13 protein-coding genes and 1 pseudogene are annotated in these 20,609 nt (G+C 32.4%); 6 read left to right on the plus strand and 8 right to left on the minus strand.

Annotated elements, in window-relative coordinates; genetic code table 11:
• Nucleotides 1-78 precede the first annotated feature (78 nt).
• Nucleotides 79-687, plus strand: coding sequence for an HD domain-containing protein (locus V7Q02_RS02845; protein ID WP_333859457.1), 609 nt, complete (start codon nt 79-81; stop codon nt 685-687).
• A gap of 52 nt (nt 688-739) precedes the next feature.
• Here the strand turns inward: V7Q02_RS02845 and V7Q02_RS02850 are convergent, their stop codons facing one another.
• Nucleotides 740-1,966, minus strand: coding sequence for an MFS transporter (locus V7Q02_RS02850; protein WP_333859458.1), 1,227 nt, complete (start codon nt 1,964-1,966; stop codon nt 740-742).
• 781 nt (nt 1,967-2,747) lie between these two features.
• On the opposite strand from V7Q02_RS02850, the gene V7Q02_RS02855 reads away from it, so the two are divergent.
• Nucleotides 2,748-4,490 (plus strand): ferredoxin hydrogenase, encoded by a 1,743-nt coding sequence (locus V7Q02_RS02855; protein ID WP_333859459.1) that lies wholly within the window; start codon nt 2,748-2,750, stop codon nt 4,488-4,490.
• 305 nt (nt 4,491-4,795) lie between these two features.
• Here the strand turns inward: V7Q02_RS02855 and V7Q02_RS02860 are convergent, their stop codons facing one another.
• Nucleotides 4,796-7,408 (minus strand): hypothetical protein, encoded by a 2,613-nt coding sequence (locus V7Q02_RS02860; protein WP_333859460.1) that lies wholly within the window; start codon nt 7,406-7,408, stop codon nt 4,796-4,798.
• A gap of 38 nt (nt 7,409-7,446) precedes the next feature.
• On the minus strand, nt 7,447-8,949 hold the full coding sequence (locus V7Q02_RS02865; protein WP_333859462.1) for a hypothetical protein: 1,503 nt from the start codon (nt 8,947-8,949) through the stop codon (nt 7,447-7,449).
• 255 nt (nt 8,950-9,204) lie between these two features.
• Between V7Q02_RS02865 and V7Q02_RS02870 the strand changes: the two genes are divergently transcribed.
• A complete protein-coding gene (locus V7Q02_RS02870) occupies nt 9,205-9,492 on the plus strand; it encodes a DUF503 domain-containing protein (RefSeq protein ID WP_333859463.1) in 288 nt (95 codons plus the stop codon).
• Nucleotides 9,493-9,564: 72 nt separating this feature from the next.
• Here the strand turns inward: V7Q02_RS02870 and V7Q02_RS02875 are convergent, their stop codons facing one another.
• On the minus strand, nt 9,565-11,043 hold the full coding sequence (locus tag V7Q02_RS02875; protein WP_333859465.1) for an amino acid permease: 1,479 nt from the start codon (nt 11,041-11,043) through the stop codon (nt 9,565-9,567).
• A gap of 109 nt (nt 11,044-11,152) precedes the next feature.
• Here V7Q02_RS02875 and mmuM point away from each other — a divergent pair, with 109 nt between their 5' ends.
• Entirely contained in the window at nt 11,153-12,094 is a 942-nt protein-coding gene (gene mmuM, locus V7Q02_RS02880; protein ID WP_333859466.1) for a homocysteine S-methyltransferase, read from the plus strand.
• 76 nt (nt 12,095-12,170) lie between these two features.
• On the opposite strand, the gene V7Q02_RS02885 is transcribed toward mmuM, so the two are convergent.
• Nucleotides 12,171-13,394: an SGNH/GDSL hydrolase family protein gene (locus V7Q02_RS02885; protein ID WP_333859467.1), complete on the minus strand. Its 1,224-nt coding sequence runs from the start codon at nt 13,392-13,394 to the stop codon at nt 12,171-12,173.
• A gap of 229 nt (nt 13,395-13,623) precedes the next feature.
• Here V7Q02_RS02885 and V7Q02_RS02890 point away from each other — a divergent pair, with 229 nt between their 5' ends.
• The gene (locus V7Q02_RS02890) at nt 13,624-14,844 is read left to right on the plus strand and encodes a multidrug effflux MFS transporter (protein WP_333859468.1); all 1,221 of its coding nucleotides are present in this window, start codon (nt 13,624-13,626) and stop codon (nt 14,842-14,844) included.
• Nucleotides 14,845-14,873: 29 nt separating this feature from the next.
• Here the strand turns inward: V7Q02_RS02890 and V7Q02_RS02895 are convergent, their stop codons facing one another.
• The 3 genes and pseudogenes from V7Q02_RS02895 to V7Q02_RS02905 all read right to left on the minus strand — a co-directional run bounded on the left by V7Q02_RS02895 (nt 14,874) and on the right by V7Q02_RS02905 (nt 19,471).
• On the minus strand, nt 14,874-15,584 hold the full coding sequence (locus V7Q02_RS02895) for a response regulator transcription factor (protein ID WP_333859469.1): 711 nt from the start codon (nt 15,582-15,584) through the stop codon (nt 14,874-14,876).
• A pseudogene (locus V7Q02_RS02900) lies at nt 15,574-17,559 on the minus strand (ATP-binding protein); the annotation flags it as partial. The pseudogene V7Q02_RS02900 and the gene V7Q02_RS02895, both read right to left, overlap by 11 nt.
• Nucleotides 17,560-17,620: 61 nt before the next feature.
• The gene (locus V7Q02_RS02905) at nt 17,621-19,471 is read right to left on the minus strand and encodes an APC family permease (protein ID WP_333859470.1); all 1,851 of its coding nucleotides are present in this window, start codon (nt 19,469-19,471) and stop codon (nt 17,621-17,623) included.
• Nucleotides 19,472-19,665: 194 nt separating this feature from the next.
• Here V7Q02_RS02905 and V7Q02_RS02910 point away from each other — a divergent pair, with 194 nt between their 5' ends.
• Nucleotides 19,666-20,604 (plus strand): AEC family transporter, encoded by a 939-nt coding sequence (locus V7Q02_RS02910; RefSeq protein ID WP_333859471.1) that lies wholly within the window; start codon nt 19,666-19,668, stop codon nt 20,602-20,604.
• Nucleotides 20,605-20,609 lie beyond the last annotated feature (5 nt).

A 20,609-nucleotide genomic window follows, 5' to 3' on the forward strand; every position in this document is an offset into this window, starting at 1 on the left:
ATATTATAACTCCTAAATGGAGCGATTGTATGACAATATTAACTTAACAAAATCTTATGGTTATACTAGGAGAAAAATATGAAAGTTATTGAAAGCTATTTAAGTAAATCAGAACAAATCTCAATTTTAAATAAATATAATGTAAAAAATATTGCCTTGCACCAACAAAAAGTAGCATACTATGCCTTAGAATTATTCGATTATATAAATAAGTATTATACCTTTACAAAAGAACATAGGGATATATTATACTATAGTGCTCTTTTTCATGATATAGGATATTTTATTAGTAAAAAATCACATCACAAATATACTGGAAATCTTATTTTAAAGGAACCTATATTATATAAAATGCCAGATGACATAAAACTTCTCATTTCCCTTATTGCAAGTTGTCATGGTAAATCAATTGACTCTCGTATAAAATTTTATTCCCATGAAATTCAATTAAGTATACTTCAATTAATAGCTCTATTGAGAATTGCGGATGTATTAGATCACACCCACAAATTAAAAATATCCTTAGAAAAAATTCAACTTAAAGATGAAATCTTCACACTTTCAATTAATGGAGAAAACATATCTAAAATTATAAATAAATTTCAAAAAAAATCCCTCTTGTTTGAAGAAGTATTCAATATTCCAATAAAGTTGGAATATCCTTACTACAATTTTAATTATATTTAAAGCTTATGAAGTATTTGTATGACTTTAAATATAATTAAAGAAATATTGTGGACTATTGTTGGGTTTTGAAACTTGATTCTCCATTTTCTATCAATATTTTACTGCTTATTAGGAAAAAACTTTGAATAAACATAAGTATACCTGTAGCTATAAGCAGCCATTCTATTTTAATAATATCTGATACCGGTCCAAATATAAGCATTCCAAGAGGCATCATAGAACTGGATATCATAGTCAATACTCCAAATACTCTTCCCAAAAAGTCTCCTTCTACTTTTTCTTGCAATAATACCATAGAAGGTGTATTAAAAAGGGGGATAGCTATTCCAACAAGAGCCATAAAAATTAAATACAGTATAAAATTAGGTGTAACTCCAAGTAAAAAAGTACATGAACCTATAAAAAAACTTGATAATGTCATGGTATAAATTCTATTTTTAAATCCTCCCCAATAGGCCATAACCAGTCCTCCCAATATCATTCCACTAGAAAAAGCAATTTCAATTGAAGTCAATCTCCATACATCATTTCCAAAACTTCTAGATACCTGCAGGGGAGTTAAAAATGCAGCAGGAGCAGATAAAAAGAAGAATCCAATACAAAATAAAAAGAACTTCTTTATATACTCATGATTTTTAATATATGTAATCCCTTTTTTCATATCTTCAACATAACTATTGTCCTGCTTCTTCAATGCCTTACTATGAGCAGGAATATGTAAAAATAAAATTATCATAGAAATTGCTGCAGCTGCAGTGATAACATCTATAAAAAATATTATCTCTATTTTAGTTATAGTAAGAAGTGCTCCACTAACCATAGGTGATATCAACATAACAATTGACTGTATACTTCCATTTGTAGCATTAACTTTAGTGAGCTTATCTTCAGGTACAAGCTGTGGAATAAATGCACCTATTGCAGGAGTTTGAACAGCAGTTCCAAGAGCTCTTATAGCAGATATAACAAAGAGCAGCCATATCTTATCATACCCAAGAAGAAACAGTATTGCCAGAATAAAAGTTGACATTGCAATAAAAGAATCTGATAAAATAATTAATTTCTTTCTATTATACCTGTCGGCCCATACTCCTGCAAAAGGAGAAAGAAAAAAGGTAGGGAGAAAGCCACTTACAATGGATACAGTCATCATAATCCCAGATTGTGTCTTTAATGTAATAAACCATATAATAGCATATTGGACTAGTGATGTTCCAAAAAGGGATATGGTCTGACTAGCCAAAAAAATTATTATATTTTTTTCCCAATTTTTATTCATATACAAACTTTCACTCCCATCATATTTAATCCATTTTATTATATCAGAAAATTTTTAGGTATACATCTTAGCAGCATCAGATAATTTATAAGTTAAAATAAAATTTATTTTAGCCTAATGAACGCTTTCTTGCAAATTTAACAATAAAGAATATAAAAAGCAAATATACATTACTTATGTATATTTATAAAAATTCAATATTCTCTCAAGAGATAAATCTTTATTATAAAAAATTACAATAATATATAGAAAACATATGAATTTTTTTTATAGTTTTGAAAAAAATAATGTTTAACCATACCAAATCAATAAAAAACAAACACTACAAATATAAATACTTCAATAATTTCCCCTTTATTTCACTATAGTTTATCTAAATTGTACACTGCTATATATTTCTAAATTCCTTATATTTCCCGCTGTAACATTATAAGAATAATAAGCAAATTTTAAATTTACATAACCCACATAAGATGATATAATTTAGTTAATATAATAAATAAATTTCATTTTAGTCTTAAATCAGAATTTTTATTGAATAATTTTAGAGATGATTTGACTAAAAATGAATAAATAAAATCATAAAATACCTATTAAGTACTGTATTTATATTTAAAATGGCCAAATGCAGTTGAGAGTGTTTTATAATCTGAAATGTTAAATTTTTATCATGCGAATTGTCAGAAAACGGTTTCGATTGTTAATATAACTACTAACTTGTTTATAACGATTATTTTTCAACATACAGTATTTAAGGAAAATATTTAAAAGGAGTATTTAAATGATTACAGTTATTTTAGATGGTAAAGAAATAAAAGCAAAAAAAGATTCAACTATATTACAGGTAGCAAGAGACAACAATGTGGATATACCTACCCTATGTTATTTAAAAGACTGCATGAGTGTGGGTAAATGTGGTGTTTGCCTTGTGGAAGCAAATAATAAAATCACAGTAGCCTGTAACACAAAAATCAAAGAAGGTATGGTAATCGACACTAAATCAGAAGTGGCAAAAGAGAGAATTAAAAATAGAATATCCTCACTTTTGCATACCCACGAGTTTAAATGCGGACCATGTCCAAGAAGAGAAGACTGTGAATTTTTGAAGCTTGTAATCAAAACCAAAGCAAAAGCTTCAAAACCATTCTTACCAGAAGATAGAGAAAAGTATATAGACTCAAGAAGCAACGCACTTGTATTGGATAGAACCAAATGTGTATTATGCGGTAGATGTGTAGCAGCATGTAAAGTGCACTCCGGTACCTCTGTAATGCAATTTATAAAAAAAGACGGCAAAAGAACTGTTGGAATTGAAAACAATCCTTGTTTTGATGACTCAAACTGTTTATTGTGCGGACAATGCGTCATTGCATGTCCTGTAGGTGCTCTAACTGAAAAATCTCACATATCCAGAGTACAAGAAGCATTAAATGATCCTAAAAAACATGTAATAGTTGCTATGGCGCCAGCTGTTAGAACTTCTATTGGTGAATTATTTAACATGGGATTTGGCAAAGATGTAACAGGTAAAATTTACACTGCTTTAAGAATGCTTAATTTTGACAAAATATTTGATATAAATTTTGGAGCTGATATGACTATAATGGAAGAAGCTACAGAACTTTTAGAGAGGATAAACAAAGGAGGTCCTTTTCCAATGTTTACATCCTGCTGCCCTGCCTGGGTAAGGCAGGCTCAGAATTACTACCCTGAATTGCTTGAAAATCTTTCATCTGCAAAGTCACCTCAGCAAATATTTGGTACTGCAACTAAAACTTATTATCCATCTATATCCGGTATAGATGCAAAAGATGTATATACTGTTACAATAATGCCTTGTAATGATAAGAAATATGAGGCAGATCTCCTTGATATGGAAGTTGATGGTATGCGATGTATAGATGCTGTACTAACCACAAGAGAACTGGCTAAAATGATTAAATCTGCCAAAATCAAATTTGCCTCTCTTGAAGATAGTAAATGTGATGCTGCCATGGGTGAATACAGCGGAGCAGGCGCAATATTTGGTAACACCGGTGGAGTAATGGAAGCTGCTCTTAGAACTGCAAAGGATTTTGCAGAAAATGCGGATCTTAAAGATATAGAATATATGGAAGTTAGAGGCCTAAAAGGAATAAAGGAATCTTCTGTTGAGATTTCAGGAAACACCTATAATATCGCTGTAATCAATGGTGCCGCAAACTTATTTGATTTTATAGATTCTGGAAAAATGGGAGAAAAACAATACCACTTTATAGAAGTTATGGCCTGCCCTGGAGGCTGCATAAACGGCGGTGGACAGCCTCATCTAAATTCATTGAACAGAGAACTTGTAGATTACAAGGCCTTAAGAGCTTCTGTATTATATAATCAGGATAGCCATCTGCCAAAGAGAAAATCACATGAAAACACCGCAATAATAAAAATGTATGATGCCTACTTTGGTAAGCCAGGGCATGGACTTGCACATGAACTTTTGCACTTTAAATACACAGAGGATTCCTCTGAATCTAAAATTGGTTAAAAAATAAAAAATGCAATGAACTCTATATCTATGCCCAATAAAAACAATATTTTATATATTTATATCAGCAAATACTATGCCAATATACCCTTTATTGTAGGAAGTTTGATATAACTAGTATTTCATAGAACCTAAAATGTAATTATAAAAATATGTTGTGAAAAACAACATTTATCTGAAGCAACACTGTTGTAAAAGACAACAGTGTTGCTTTTTTATACACCTATTAGAAATTATAGCTCTGAAAACACTAATTTTTAAAAAAGCAGTTGGAATATATTAAAAGCCCAGATTTCAACTAGATATTATATAGCATAAGTTAATGTCCTTGCAGAATTATTCGGATCTAAATGTTTTGCAATTTTCTCCTGATCACTAATCCACTGATTTGAAGGCATATCCAGCGTATTTATAAATACAGCAGCATGATCCGTTATAAATTTTTCTTCCTCTGTTGGAGGTGGATTTCTATGGATAAACATAGATACAACTGCTATAACAATTCCTACAACAACCGCTACAATTCCAATAACAGGAATGGTAGAACATACTTCTGCACCTAAAAGTGCTGCAGCACCAGAGCCTAATTCCACAAGAAAAGCTACCCCATTTGATACTATCTCCAAAATATCCAGTACTTTGATAGCAACTGGCTGACCGCTTGAAAAATCACTTTCAATCTGAAAAGCAGTACAAACACAAGCTGCACCAAGAGCAATGATAGTCATTCCTTGAGCAAAGGCAGCACTAACCTTGGCAAAAGAAGTCCACTTTGAGGCTGTCTCTGCCAATTCACCAGCTTCTGTTAAGGCTTCTCCCGCAGCAGCCCCTCCTCTCGCCAGAGCAGGAGAACTTAAATCTGCCAGTTCCACCTCCACCTTTACACCAATTTTATTGGCGATTTCAGTAGCTCTCTCCAAATCAACTGCACTCTGTATCTCACCACCGGCTTCCATTATCTCTGTTATTGATGCCTCTGCAGTAGCTAGCTTTTTTGCAGCGTTAAATTTAATAATATCATTAAAAATAGATGCAGATACGTCTACCATATCAACAACAGCCTGAACCTTTTCCTGTGGCTCCAACTCCTTCCAATCCATAAAACTTTTTATAGAACTAAAGATTCCAAAGGAATACACCGCCATAGTCATAGTTGAACCCAAAAATTTACTTATTTTGGGATTATTAGCTGACCATTTATTTATTCTTGCAGGCATAGGCAAATCTTTAAACTTTATAAGTAGATCTACAGAATCTGCAATAATATTTCCTATTTCCAGCATAAGAGCAGATGTATCCTTAACCTTAAATTCTTCCATTAAAGCATCAAGATCTTTTTTTGCTTCACTGCATACAGCATCTTGCCATGTCCCTCCCGAAAGCAGTGAATCAAAATACTGTTTAAAATACTCTGTCAAAAATGAAACAAAATCTTCTTTATTATCAGAGGAAAATCTGGAAATGACAAAGTTCAATCTTACATCAATTACCCTCTGATATAGTGAAGTAGCATAAGATATGTTTTTATTATCACTTGTTACAATTCTAGCCACAGGATCTAATGCGTGTAACATGGTAGTCAAATGGGTGAGTCTTTTTCTTCCATCTAAAGTATTTTGAAGGGCAAGGCCATTTAAAGTAACAGGTGTAGTACAGTACTCATAGAGCTCCTTTGCCCACTCTACAGGATTATCTGAAAGATATCTCTGAAGACCCGGTGTACTAACAGAATAAGCATTATCAAGTAAAGATGCAGTGGCTAAATTATACCCTGGATATTTGCCAAAACATTTTTCACCAGTACCCTTCCAGAAATAAGATAGTTTATCTTCATATTTATTCAGCTTTTTAAATTCTTCTTGAATTTTAGGATCTAAACTCTTTGAAAAAGCCTGTGTCAAATATCCTACTGCAAACTTATCTGTTAAAAAAGATTTTATATCTTTATTATCTAAAAGCTTCACATCATCCTGTGTAAGAGTTCCATTTGGGCCAACTGTGGGTTTCTTCTCCCCAAACCATTTTCTCCAGTTGTCATCAATTGTATATATCATAAGGGATTTAAGTTTATTAAAACTCAATTCATGCACATTAGACAAATCCGGTGCTGGTAAAGTGTATAGATCCTCTATGGTATTTTTAATGTCACCTCCCAGGCTCACAGCCTTAAACAAGGTATTTTGTATATTGGAACCTTTAGATGTAACAAACTTATTATCTTCTTTACTTCTCGTGGAACTCAATATATTTTTTTTCAATTGTTCAATTAAATTAGAAATCTTGCAAAAACCCCTGACAGGATGTTTTGTGCCATGATAATCTGGAGCCATTTCATCATATTCATAGATATCACCTTTGAAATTACTATAATCCAAATTAAAATTGAAATCTCCGCCTACCCACTTTGAACCACCTAAACTGCAATAAAGGGGTGCCACATCAAAATGTACATGAAGTACATCTTCCTTACGATCATTTTGTACTATTGAAAAAACCACTGCTGTAATATCATTGAATTTTTTAGTATCTTCTGGTTTACCTGGTATATGGAAAGAGCCATAGGCATGCATATAACCTTTTTCATCCTCTTGAAAACCCATATGAAACTCGTTCCAGGAGATATCATCATCTATAACTATAGAATAGCCCATAGCCGCACTAGCTTTAAAGGCATATTTAAAACCACCACTTTCAATAACGCCATCACCCATAAGTCCATGGGAAAACAGCCTTATGGCACCATGTTCATCCTGACCTTTGGAATTTTTTCTTGTCCAGTAAAAATTATCACCATCAAAATGACTTTCAACAGGCTCATGATTTATAAGCATCTGGTGATCTACAAAAGATATTTTTTCTAAATCATTATAGTTGGAATTTGAATCCATAGGCCTGACAAATAACTCAGGTATTAACATATCAAAACTCTCCTCTCATAATTAAACTTCTAGTTTGTTCATATTTCTACATTCTCCATTGATAATTGAAGCATATTCACTGCTTCTTTCCCAAAAGCTTTAGAAAGTAATTCCTCATAATCATTTACCAAGTCAACAAACTGAATTCTCTCAGAATGACTCATCTTCTTATGGATATTTGATAAAATATTCTTAATAGTAATTTCTGGATAATTAAGCAGACATAAGTAATTATTTGCTATATAGGAATTATATCCTTCCCTGAAATGCAGATCATATCCAATAAAATATTCATTTTCCGCTTCTGTTATATTTATCTTTTCAATTTTTATCCTTTCAAATATACCCTCTATATTTTCATCAGAGTTAAAAATCCAAATATTATCACCTATCTCTAAGGTTTTTACATCAATATAAGAATTAATTTGCCTGGTTAGCTGGGGATCTAAACTGCACCATCCTCTGTCTGTCATTACTGCATGTTCCAGTGACATAAAAGGTTTGTCATCATTTACACTATATAACATTGTCACATAGGGATTGTAAATCAGCTCACCAGAACAAATAGAAATTGTATTATTTCCATTTAAAACTTCCTCCCCTTCTTGAATAGACTGAACAGTTTTAGAACTTCCATCAGCCAAAAGTATAGAGGTATTAATTAAAACACATCCAGAAGAAGGAGATGAAGCCTGCTGAAAATTATCTGGATTACTATTTGACCGAAGATTATATTTACTGGGGCCATCATTACTATTCAGCCAATTAAGTACATCCTCACCATATTCATAGCGATATCTTGTAACATTTCCTACTATTGGGGCTCCTGTAGGACCGCAATCAATGACTTCACGTGAAGTATAGGAATAAGGGCCAGTTTTTGAATTAATACAGTTATCCACGGAACTTTTGATCTCTGAAAAATTATTAGAATCTTGTTTAAAATACGAACTTACAGATTCCAGCCAATGAACCTGCTGAAAATCCGCTATTACTTTCCATCTCACATTCTGCTTCCATACCGGCAAAATCTTGTCTACAGAATTACCTGAAGGATCTAAAACATTTAGAAATATTAGAAAAGCTTTAGGCGGAATATTGGTACCGGCAGTATCACACTCAACTAAAAATCCATTTACAAAGGACTCATTCATGCCATTAGCTACCATACTTTCAATAGTTTCTTTGGCATTGGCTTGAAATTTTCTAAGCTGTTTTTCATAAAGCATGTAATCTACAAATAAATTTTTCCCCAATGTACTTCCATTTTTCTCAAACCACTGGCATATAATTTCATAATCCACATTATTTTTAATGGTTTTATTAAAATCTTTATTTGTACATTCAGATATTACAAAACTTATATATTTATTTGATAGTTCCTTAAGGTGTTCCATATTTTCATCAGAATTATAAACTGAAAACTGCTGCATAGGATCTTTTGAAAAAAACACGTTTTTTATAGAAGAGTCTGAAAACTTAATGCTATTTTGTATGCATTTTTTCAAAAAATCCAGGGGAATAGTTTTAATTTCTTTCAAAGTGCCCATTAATTCATCAATATTAATATTTATAACACTCCTTTCTCAAAATAAGTTCCATTATCATATCAATTTCTATGAATCCAGTATACTATAAGAACATTACAAATTAAGTCGAAATTTGTTTTTAAAATGAAATTTCATGAATATGGCTAACTTTTATTTAATGTAAAAATTCACACTAAGCAGTTGAATAATCTACATACCTATGATATAACTTTTTATAAGAATCACTTAATATGGAGAATATAGCTTATGAAAATTTTATTTATGAAAATTACCTTAAGAGCCTCCTGGGTACATTCACTAAAAGAAAAGAGAATGATTGTAAAAAGTATAACTCAAAAACTAAAAAATAAATTTAATATATCCGTATCAGAAATAGCCAAGCAAGACAACCACAAAACCATAATTATAGGTATTGCAGGAATATGTGCAACTACAGCTCAAACAGATTCTACTATGGAAAATATTACAACCTTCATAGAAAGTAATACTGACGCTGAGATAATTCATATTGAAAAAGAAGATCTTGAAATTTAAAAATTCTATTTATTAAAAAACATCAGCATCCCAAGTTAGTTGGGTTCTGATGTTTTTTAATCAACATATAAATCATTCATAATCTTTCAATGTAAAATCACATTCTTCAAGTGGAACTATTTTGGTCTTTTTAATATGTTTATATGTGAAATACAACAGTATAAATATAGGAATACAAATATAGTTGGTAATAAAATCAAACCAGCTAAAGGTATCTGCTTGAAATATCCATATATTGGCACCAAATATAACTATTATACACAATATTATAGCTGCTACAGGTCCATAGGGATAAAATTTTGCCCTGAATTTCAAATCTTTTAAATCCTTTCCCTGAAATATATATGCTTTTCTGAATCTATAATGACAAATAGCTATACCAAGCCAAGCAAACAACGCCGTTATACCAGAAGCATTATAAAGCAAATAATATATTTTCCCATCTCCAATTAATGAGGAAAAAAAAGCAGTACAGGCCACTATTGTGGTAATATACAATGCATTTTTAGGAACACCATGTTTGTCTACTTTTGCTAAAAACCCAGGAGCCTTTCCTCCTTTTGCAAGAGCATAGAGCATACGTGATGATACATAAAGTCCAGAGTTTCCACAAGATAACACTGAAGTTAAGATAACAGCATTCATAACACTAGCTGCAAAGGCTATGCCGCATTTTTCAAATACCATTGTAAAAGGACTGTAGGCTATATTATCCAATCCACTTTTCAATAAATTCTTGTCATTGAAGGGAATAAGAAATCCTATTATTATAATTGAAAAAATATAAAATAATAATATTCGCCAAAATACAGACTTGATGGCTTTTGGTACATCTTCTTCTGGATTTTCAGCTTCTCCCGATGCAAGCCCCACTATTTCGGTTCCAGAAAAAGAAAATCCAGCTACTAAAAATACATTTATAATTGCAGTTATTCCCCCTACAAAAGGTGCCTTTCCCCCACTTCCATCTGAAATCACCCAATTGCTAAATCCCACATTATCATTTCCTAAAATTCCAATTATCATAAGAAGTCCTGTTATAATAAATACTATAATAGTAACTACCTTTATGCCTGCAAACCAATATTCACTTTCTCCATAAATTCTTGCGGAGAAAATATTTAAAACAAAGATTATTACAAGAAACAATATGCTCCATAAAGTAGTATTAGTATGTGGAAGCCAGAACTTCACTATAAGAGAGCCTGCAACTAATTCAGAAGCTACACATATTGACCAGCAAAACCAATAGTTCCATCCTAGAGTAAATCCAAGTGCAGGATCTACAAATCTGGTAGCATAGGTTTCAAAAGAACCTGAAACAGGCAGTAATGTTGACATTTCTCCAAGAGAAGTCATTAATATGTACACCAGTATACCTACTATCAGATATGCCAAAAGTGCTCCTCCCGGTCCTGCAGTACTTACCGCACTTCCACTGGCAAAAAAAAGTCCTGTACCAATAGAACCACCTATAGCAATCATATTCATATGTCTTGCTTTTAACTGTCTTTTAAGACCATTGTGAATTTTTTCATTTTTTAAATCCATATCTGCCCTCCTTATCTCTTATATGTATATTTTTCATATTTAATATATTAACACACTATGAAATATAAGCAATATAATATATAATTTTAGTAAAAAAAGGAGATAAAACATGAATCCAGTAGAACATATTTTAAAAGATTTCAATATTATTATTTTGGACGGTGCTCTTGCCACAGAACTTGAAAAAAGAGGCTGCAATATAAATGATTCCCTATGGTCAGCCAAAATACTTGATGAAGATCCCAAAATAATAGAAGATGTACATTATGACTATTTTATATCAGGAGCAGATTGTGCCATCACATCAAGCTACCAGGCTACTCTTTGCGGTTTTATGGAAAAAGGCTTTAAAGAAAATAAAGCCATAGATCTTATAAGACTTTCTGTACAAGTAGCAAAAAAAGCACGAGATAGATTCTGGGAAAATCCCTTAAATAGAATAAACAGACCCAAACCGCTAATTGCAGGTTCAATAGGTCCCTATGGAGCTTATCTTGCAGATGGCTCTGAATATATAGGTCATTATAATATTTCCCAAGATGAGTTAATGGAATTTCATAGACCCAGAATGAAAATTTTAATAGAAGAGGGAATTGATATTCTGGCCTGCGAAACAATTCCAAGCCTTGCAGAGGCCCAGGCAATTTTAAAACTACTGAAAGAATTTCCTTCAGTTTACTGCTGGATAAGTTTTAGTGCCAAAGATGAATCAAATATAAGCGAGGGAACCTCCATATCCAAATGTGCTAAATATCTGGATTCAAACCGCCAGGTGGCTGCCATTGGAGTAAATTGCACTCCACCTAAGTACATAGATTCATTGATTGAACAGATTTCAAAAAATTCTTCAAAGCCCATAATAGTATATCCAAACTCTGGGGAAAAATATGACGGTACCACAAAGACCTGGCATGGAGACTCCTCTAGTAGAACCTTCAGCTGCAATGCAAAAGAATGGTTTCACAGAGGAGCCAGACTTATAGGAGGCTGCTGCAGAACAACTCCTGAAGATATTGAATCCACCTGCAAAGTTCTTAAAAATACCCTTTAAAAAATGACAATTTGGGTGGAGATAACCATTGCTCTATGACAAACTCCATCTGAATCTCTAAATCACTTCATAAATATTACAACTTCAAATTTTCATAAATAACCTCTCCAATGTATTCATACCCTTTGTCACCGGGATGGGCGGTGTTTCTTCCACTATTTCCAGAATAATCATTCTTATCCACTCCAAATAGTCCTAATTTTTGGGCAGCAGCATAGTCTTCAAAATAAGCCTTGTAAATATCTATGACACCCACATTATACTCATCTGCTATTTCATACAATACTTTTATGTAATCTGACCAATTATTACTCCATGAATCTGCAGGTTTCTGATTTGACACCAGGCATACATCACTGTCTCTTCTTTGCCAATAGCTTACTAACTTTATCATACTTTCCTTATACTCTTTAAAAGAAACCCCATTTCCCGCTTCATTAAGTCCAAAAGATAAAAGTACCAGAGCCGGTTTCCGGGAACCATTCCAAACCTCTTCTGTAAAATTTCCAGTAAAATAGCTTGCCATTTTACTGGAAATTGCTATTTTATCCACTTCAATTCCTGTTTTACTGGATAAAGCAAATGCACCCTCTACAAAAACATTTGAGGTTGTATTTGGAATTACCTTTAATTCATGCTTTTCATCACTTAAACCAGAATAATAAGCTTTATTTGAAAAACTTACTGATTTTCCTAAACAATTTATACTTCCTACCTTTTTTCCATCTATTACTATGTCTGCTCTTCCTCCATCTTTTGCCCTGGAGTATAATAATTCTAAATCTGTGCCCACAAATTTCAAGGTCAAAGGAGATTTATTTCCGGAAGAAATTGCAAAACACCCTCCGAAACCTCCTACATTAGATGTAAATTCTTTAGATGCACCAGAAACACTCCATCCACTGCCCAATGTCCACCTAGGTCTGGTACCCTGTGGCAAGGCACCTTCATAAACACTGATAAATCCTTCTCCTGCATTTCCATATTGATTTTGTAATAATGATTTCATTACACCCACCCAGGATTTATTTACCTCGTCACTGGAATATTCTCCTCTTGTATTGGATTCACCTATACAGTATATATTTACCTTTTCTTTATTTACATTTTTTAATGCATTTTTATATTTATACAGGCTGCCTTCTATATTGTAGCCATATTCTCTATAGCTTATCTCTTTCTTGGTTGTTTTTTCCTTAGAACTAATGTTAACTGGAAAATTGGTTTTCACCCATGAACTCATAGGAAAAAACACAAAAAATAAAACTATAAAAACAATAATAGATATTTTTTCTCCCATAACTATTCCTCTTTTTGAATTTTTACTTTTCTCAAATATTATTAGCTTTTTCTATGATATTATTAGTATTATCCTTGCATATTAAACTGACTGGTGTTATAATTCACATTATTTATCTATCCCGAGGTTACCATTACTAACATCCAAATCTTCTTAAAGCTGGGGATAGAATGATTTTTGATAATTATAACTTGTAATTGATGATATTTTCACTCAGGAGGAGAAATAATTGGCATATGAAATAAAAAATAAAGAAAAAAAATCACCTGCAGCACTTATTATACTGCTTGGAATTTTAAGCGCTTTTGGCCCTCTTTCAATGGACATGTATTTACCTTCACTTCCCTTAATTGAAAAACAAATGCAGACTAGCGCATCCCTCACACAGATGAGTATTACTACCTGTTTAATAGGCCTTGCCCTTGGGCAGCTTCTAATAGGCCCCTACAGTGATAAACATGGAAGAAAAAAACCTCTTATAGCCGGATTAATTGTTTTTACAATTATTTCATTTTTATGTTCTTTTGTAACCTCAATATGGCTTCTAATTGGTTTAAGATTTATTCAAGGGCTGTCTGGTGCAGCAGGTCTTGTAATTTCCCGGGCAATTGCGAGAGATTTATACCAGGGCAATGAACTCACAAAATTCTTTTCACTGCTTATGGCTGTAAATGGTATATTCCCTATTCTGTCTCCTATCTTTGGAGGTATAGTATTAAAATTCACTAACTGGAAAGGTATTTTTATAATTCTTGGCATTATTGGTTCAATTTTATTTTTTGTCACCCTTTTATATTTTAAAGAAACACTTACAGTTGACAATTCACAAAAAAATGATGCTAAAGTTATATTTACTGCACTGAAATCTCTGATCAGCGATAAAATATTTATGAGCTACGCCTTAGTACAGGGATTAGTTACAGGTGCCATGTTTTGCTACATTTCCGGTTCTTCTTTTGTACTACAAAATATGTTCGGCCTGTCTGCCCAAGAATTTAGCCTGGTATTTGCAATTAACGGTATTGGAATTGTACTTATGTCCCAAGCCGCTGGTAGATTATCCTACAGATTAGGAGAAAAACTGCTGCTTAAAATAGGCATATCCACTGCAGCTTTTGGCAGTATAGCCTTGTTTATAAGCTTGTTTCTACCAAAACACCTATTAGCTGTAACCATTCCACTTTTTTTTATAGTATCAATGGTAGGTATGGTAAATACTCCTGCTTTTTCTCTGGCAATGCAAAATCAAAAAAAGTGGGCTGGAACTGCCTCTGCCATACTAGGGCTTGGCATGAACCTAATTGGAGGAGTACTTTCCCCCCTGGTAGGTATAAGTGGAAACCATACTTATGTACCCATGTCCTTACTCATTTTAATATGTGATATTAGTGCCTTTTTAATTTTTTATTTATATCTAAACAAACAGATTCCAAACAATAGTTTTAAGTAGGTAGAAGGTAAAATCTTATTCGATTAAGCCTAAGAATCACTTGATTCTTCAACCAACCTGTATCCTACCCCAACCTCTGTATATATATACTCAGGCTGGGAAGGGTCTCTTTCTATTTTTCTTCTTAAATTAGCCATGAAAACTCTAAGGGACTGTGTTTCATTTCCAAGGGATTTTCCCCAGATTTCCCTGGTAATAAAATTATGTGTCAATACTTTTCCTGAATATTTGCAAAGGAGTTCCATTATCTTATATTCTATGGGAGTTAAATGTATTTCATCACCATTTACAGTTACACGTCTTTTATCAAAATCCACAAAAAGCTGTTTTACCTTGAAGGTATGCAGCACTGTGTTTTCCTTTTTATTTGATATATCATGTCTTAAAGACACACGAATTCTGGCTAAAAGTTCCCCTATCCCAAAAGGTTTGGTTAGATAATCATCGGCTCCTTTGTCAAGGGCTTCAACCTTTTGTCTTTCCTTTTCCCTGGCAGACACGATTATAATTGGAATATTTGATAATTCTCTTATTTTTGATATAACTTCAATTCCGTCCATATCCGGCAGGCCCAAGTCAAGTATTATAATATCTGGATTATTTGCAATAGACAGTGCAACGGCTTCCTTTCCCTTGTCCGTTTCAATATATTTATATCCTTGTGATGCTAGGGCTGCAGCTATAAAATTTCTTATAGGTTTATCATCTTCAACTATAAGAATATAAGGCTTATCTTGCATAATTAATTTCCTTTCTTTTTTCCTTTGGAATGTTAAATTTAAAAACAGCTCCTCCTTCTTTTCTGCTGCAGGCTGTAATTTTTCCTCCATGTAACTCCACTATTGACTTACAAATAGCAAGCCCAAGACCTACTCCCCTTCTTGAATCAGATACCTTACTACCATTTGTAAAGAATCTGTCAAATATATACGGTAATATTTCCTCTGGTATTCCCCTTCCTTCATCAATTACTTCAAAAATTACATTTTCACTTTCTTCATAAACCTTTATTTCTACAAGAGAACCTTCTGAAGAAAATTTTACAGCATTGTCAAAAAGATTTATGAGTACCTGTTCAATTAAACTGCCATCCATGGAAACCATTATAATTTTTTCAGGAATATTTACTTTTACCCTATGATATTTTAGGCATTTTGAACTTCTCTGAACTGCTTCGGATACTACTTCCTCCACTAATTCCATGTTTTTAGTAATATCTACATTTCCCTCATCAAATCTTGTCATGCTGAGCAAGTTTTCAACTAATCTTATAAGCCATTCTGTATCATCATAAATTCCAATAAGTAAATCTTTTTTTGTATTTTCATCTATGAACTGTCCATTTTCCAGTATTGTACTTACAGAACCCTTTATACCTGCAAGAGGACTTCTCAAGTCATGGGAAACTGCTCTTAAAAGATTGCTTCTAAGTCTCTCCCTTTCAATTTGAACTTTAGAAGCCTCCTGCTGACTTGAAAGAATTTCTCTATCTAAAGCCACCGCCATTTGTCCCACAATAGTTTGAACAATAAATTTCTGTTCCCTATGGATAATTCCCTGTATACAAGAGATTCCAATTACCCCTAGCACCTTGTTATGCACTTTTACAGGTGTGTAATATACATCACATTGACCAAAAACATTTGTACCTTTTCCAGAATCTTCTCCATTTAAAAAAGTCCAATAAACTATTTTCTCATTATTTAAAAATACACTTTTACTATCTGATTTATCTTCACTATATATTAAAGGCGATGACAGTTTACCCTCTTCTTCTAAATATCCCACTACATTTCTGCCAATTAACCTGGAAATATACTTTATTCCTGTTAAAATCACATCCGAAGTACCACTTGCACTTAATAATCTGCTGCTGGCCTTATAGAGTATTTCCATTCTCTTTTCCCTGGTATAGGAATTACAAGCCTCTTTTTGTATTCTATTTGTGAGGGTCCCAATTACAAATGAAACTATAAGCATGATTCCAAAGGTAGTTATATAATTTTTATCGTAAAACTGCAGTGAACCCTTTGGCTGTACAAATAAATAATTAAATATCAATACCCCTACTATGGAAGATATTATTCCTATTAAGTATCCCTTGGTCTTTATATATACCACTATAACCCCTAAAATAAAAATCATAATCTCATTCACATCAGTAAATCCCATATAATTAAGGAATTTTGCAATTACAGTTACAATTGCCATAATAATTATGGTCTCAACGATTTCTTTAAATGATAACACTTCATTACCGAATTCTAAAATAAAATTACTCTTCTCTTCCTTGTAAAAAGGACTTGGTATAATGTAGACATCAATATAGTGGTTGGAATCCATAATTTTATCTACCAAGTCTCTTTTATAGAAATGAGATATACTGGTAAGCTTTTTATGATTTTTTCCTATTATTATTTTAGTAACATTTCTCAATTCAGCATATTGTATTATTTGTTTATCTACACTATCTCCATACACTGTAACCATTTCTCCTCCAAGCTGTTCTACCAAATTGAAGTAAGAATTCAATCTTTTCTTCTCCTCCCGGTTCAATGTTTGAGATTTTATAGACTCTACATACAATACTATAAATTTTGAATTATAATTTTTTGCCATTTTTACAGCAGTTTGTATCACTTTTTCCGAAGATGGAGAGGGACTTATGCAGGCCATTATCTGTTCGGAAGATTTCATTAAAGTGTTCTCCTCCTTTAACATTATTTTCACTCCCTCCGCAATATTCTGAATCTATATCCCTTTCAATTATACCTGATTAACATTCATCTATTATATAAGGTATGGTAACTATAGCTATATTTCTTCTCCTTAAAAGTATAGTCTTAATCAAAAGTGCAGTTTGATTGTGGAGTATGTTGCCCCACCATTTAGTAATTACAAATTGCGGTATCACCACAGTTACCGTATCTTCAGGTCCTGCATAATATTCCTCTGACTCTATAAATTTAATGAGTGGCCCTATAACACTTCTATAGGAAGATTTTTTTACAACTATAGGTATATCAATGTCATATTCTTTCCATTTTTTCAAAAGTTTATTGGTATTTTCATCCTCTATGGAAACATGGAATATTATTATGTTTTTAGATATAGTTCTTGCATAGTTTAAAGCCTTTAAAAATGATTTATTTAAAGTATCTATAGGGACTATTACATATCTTTTTTGCTCTGAAAAATTAACTTTTTTAGGAATTTCATCTCTAGACAACTTTAGCTGTTTTGCAACCTTTATATAATGCTCATTTATTTTCAGCATTATATAAACTAATGCAGGTATAAGTATAAAAACTATCCATGCACCATGTTTAAATCTAGTCACTCCTATAATAATGGTTGTAATAAAAGTCAATAATCCTCCTACTCCATTTATAACAGCTCTATGCTTCCATCCTCTCCCCTTATTTCTAATCCATCTTGTAAACATGCCAAATTGAGACAATGTAAATGATATAAACACTCCTACCGCATAAAGAGGCAATAGAAAATGAGTATCTCCTTTAAATATTATAACTAGTATAGATGACAATACCCCAAGTACTATTATACCATTAGAATAACTAAGTCTTTTACCCCTCTTTGTAAATTGTCTTGGTGCATACCCATCCTTAGCTATAAATGCCAGTAGAAGGGGCAATCCAGTAAAGGCAGTATTGCTGGCCATGATAAGTATAATTGCAGTAGTACACTGAATTACATAAAACATGATATTGCCCCCAAATATTTGGTGTGAAATCTGGGCAACTACAGTTACTTTTGAATTTGGAACAGCATGATAGAGTGTTGCTAGGTATGAAATTCCCCCAAAAACTATAAGTACTGTCAATGATAGAAGTAACAACACAGTTTTAGCATGTTTTTGAGAAGGTTCTTTAAAGCTTGGAACACCATTACTTACTGCTTCTATGCCTGTTAATGCAGTACATCCTGCTGCAAAAGCATTTAAAAGCAAAAACCAGGTTACCTCCCCTGAAACATCCGGTACGTTGTAAACAGGTTTTGGAACATACCCTCCAAAGTGTACTTTAATTATTCCCCATAAAATCATAAACAATATTGAAAATATAAATAAATATGTGGGAACACCAAATAATTTTGAAGATTCTCTTATACCTCTTAAATTTCCAATAACTAGAAATATTATAAGCATCAACGTTATGGCTACTTTATGATAGAGTAAGGCAGGTATAGCAGAAGTTATAGCCGCAGTACTTGCAGAAGCGCTTACCGCTACAGTTAGTATATAATCTATAATCAAAGAAGCTCCCGCTACAAGTCCCGTATTTCTTCCAAAATTATCTTTTGCTACAATATAAGAGCCTCCCCCTCCTGGATAGGCATCAATAGTTTGTCTATATGAAAACGTAAGCATAAACATTAAAAATACGATACATAAAGACACATAAAGCATATAATTATATGACAATATACCAATAACAGGAATAAGTTTCCATAATATTTCTTCCCCGGCATATGCTACTGAAGAAATTGCATCGCTAGACATTATAGGCAGTCCCCAAAATACATTAAATTTTTCTTGTGCTATCTCTTCAGTTTTTAACCTTTTACCCGTTAAATTATCCAATAAATTACCTAATTTAAAGCTCATTTTAACACCTCTATTTAAGTGAATTTACACTTTTACCATTATGATTTATTATATTATCAGGTTGAATATAAAATTGTTGTTAAGATTATAGTGGTACATATAAAGATTTCATAAAGATTTTAGATGTGAAAATATTCTATTTATGTGTTTAATTTTGTAATAAAAACCAGTATAATGATATAGGAGGATATAAAATGGTAGTTTTAAACGCTCTAGAAAGTGTATTCAGTATTATACTTATGATTTCTACAGGATTTTTTTTATGTCATAAAGGATGGTTTAATGAAAATACCTCCAGGCTTTTTTCCAAAATAGTATGTAATCTGGCTATTCCCTGCCTTATGATATCTCAATTTAATGAGAGTTTTGACAGACATAAACTGCTTACTCTGGGCAGAGGGTTATTTGTTCCCTTTACATCCATGGCAATCTGTTATTTAATTGCGGTTATAGTTTCTAAAATTATCAAAGTAAAAAAAGGAAGAATAGGTGCCTTTAGATCCATGTTCTTTGTATCCAATGCCATATTTATTGGCCTCCCTGTGAATCTATCTTTATTTGGAACACAAAGTGTACCTGATGTTTTACTATATTACATAGCAAATACCGCTTTTTTTTGGACCATAGGTGCCTATGAAATAAGCAGAGATGGAGAATATGGCAATACAAAGATATTTTCTCCTGATACACTAAAGAGAATTATGTCTGCCCCACTTTTAAGCTTCATACTGTCAGTTGCACTGGTTTTACTGGATGTCCATCTTCCAAAATTTATTATAGATACTTTCAGATATTTTGGTAATTTAACTACGCCCTTAGCCATGCTGTTTATAGGAATAACCATTTATTCTGTAAATTTAAAACAATTTAAATTTAGTGCTGATATATTAGTATTATTTTTAGGGAGATTTCTCATTTCACCCATGATGGCTTATATGCTGTGTATTCTTTCAGGTACTCCTTCGCTTATGAAGAAGGTATTTGTTATACAAGCTGCCATGCCAGCAATGACCAATACTGCTGTAGTCTCAAGAAACTGTAATGCAGATTATGAATATGCATCTGTAAATGTAGTACTAACTACAATTTCCAGTATGTTGATTATTCCCATTTATATGCTGCTATTAAACTAATTATA

The organism is Clostridium sp., from assembly GCF_036781005.1.
In the GTDB taxonomy this organism is placed as follows: domain Bacteria; phylum Bacillota; class Clostridia; order Clostridiales; family Clostridiaceae; genus Clostridium_B.

Coding starts and splice junctions, on each gene's coding strand:
- V7Q02_RS02845 (WP_333859457.1), top strand. CDS start 79: ATGAAAGTTATTGAAAGCTATTTAAGTAAATCAGAACAAATCTCAATT.
- V7Q02_RS02850 (WP_333859458.1), bottom strand. CDS start 1,966: ATGAATAAAAATTGGGAAAAAAATATAATAATTTTTTTGGCTAGTCAG.
- V7Q02_RS02855 (WP_333859459.1), top strand. CDS start 2,748: ATGATTACAGTTATTTTAGATGGTAAAGAAATAAAAGCAAAAAAAGAT.
- V7Q02_RS02860 (WP_333859460.1), bottom strand. CDS start 7,408: ATGTTAATACCTGAGTTATTTGTCAGGCCTATGGATTCAAATTCCAAC.
- V7Q02_RS02870 (WP_333859463.1), top strand. CDS start 9,205: ATGAAAATTTTATTTATGAAAATTACCTTAAGAGCCTCCTGGGTACAT.
- V7Q02_RS02875 (WP_333859465.1), bottom strand. CDS start 11,043: ATGGATTTAAAAAATGAAAAAATTCACAATGGTCTTAAAAGACAGTTA.
- mmuM (WP_333859466.1), top strand. CDS start 11,153: ATGAATCCAGTAGAACATATTTTAAAAGATTTCAATATTATTATTTTG.
- V7Q02_RS02885 (WP_333859467.1), bottom strand. CDS start 13,394: ATGGGAGAAAAAATATCTATTATTGTTTTTATAGTTTTATTTTTTGTG.
- V7Q02_RS02895 (WP_333859469.1), bottom strand. CDS start 15,584: ATGCAAGATAAGCCTTATATTCTTATAGTTGAAGATGATAAACCTATA.
- V7Q02_RS02905 (WP_333859470.1), bottom strand. CDS start 19,471: ATGAGCTTTAAATTAGGTAATTTATTGGATAATTTAACGGGTAAAAGG.
- V7Q02_RS02910 (WP_333859471.1), top strand. CDS start 19,666: ATGGTAGTTTTAAACGCTCTAGAAAGTGTATTCAGTATTATACTTATG.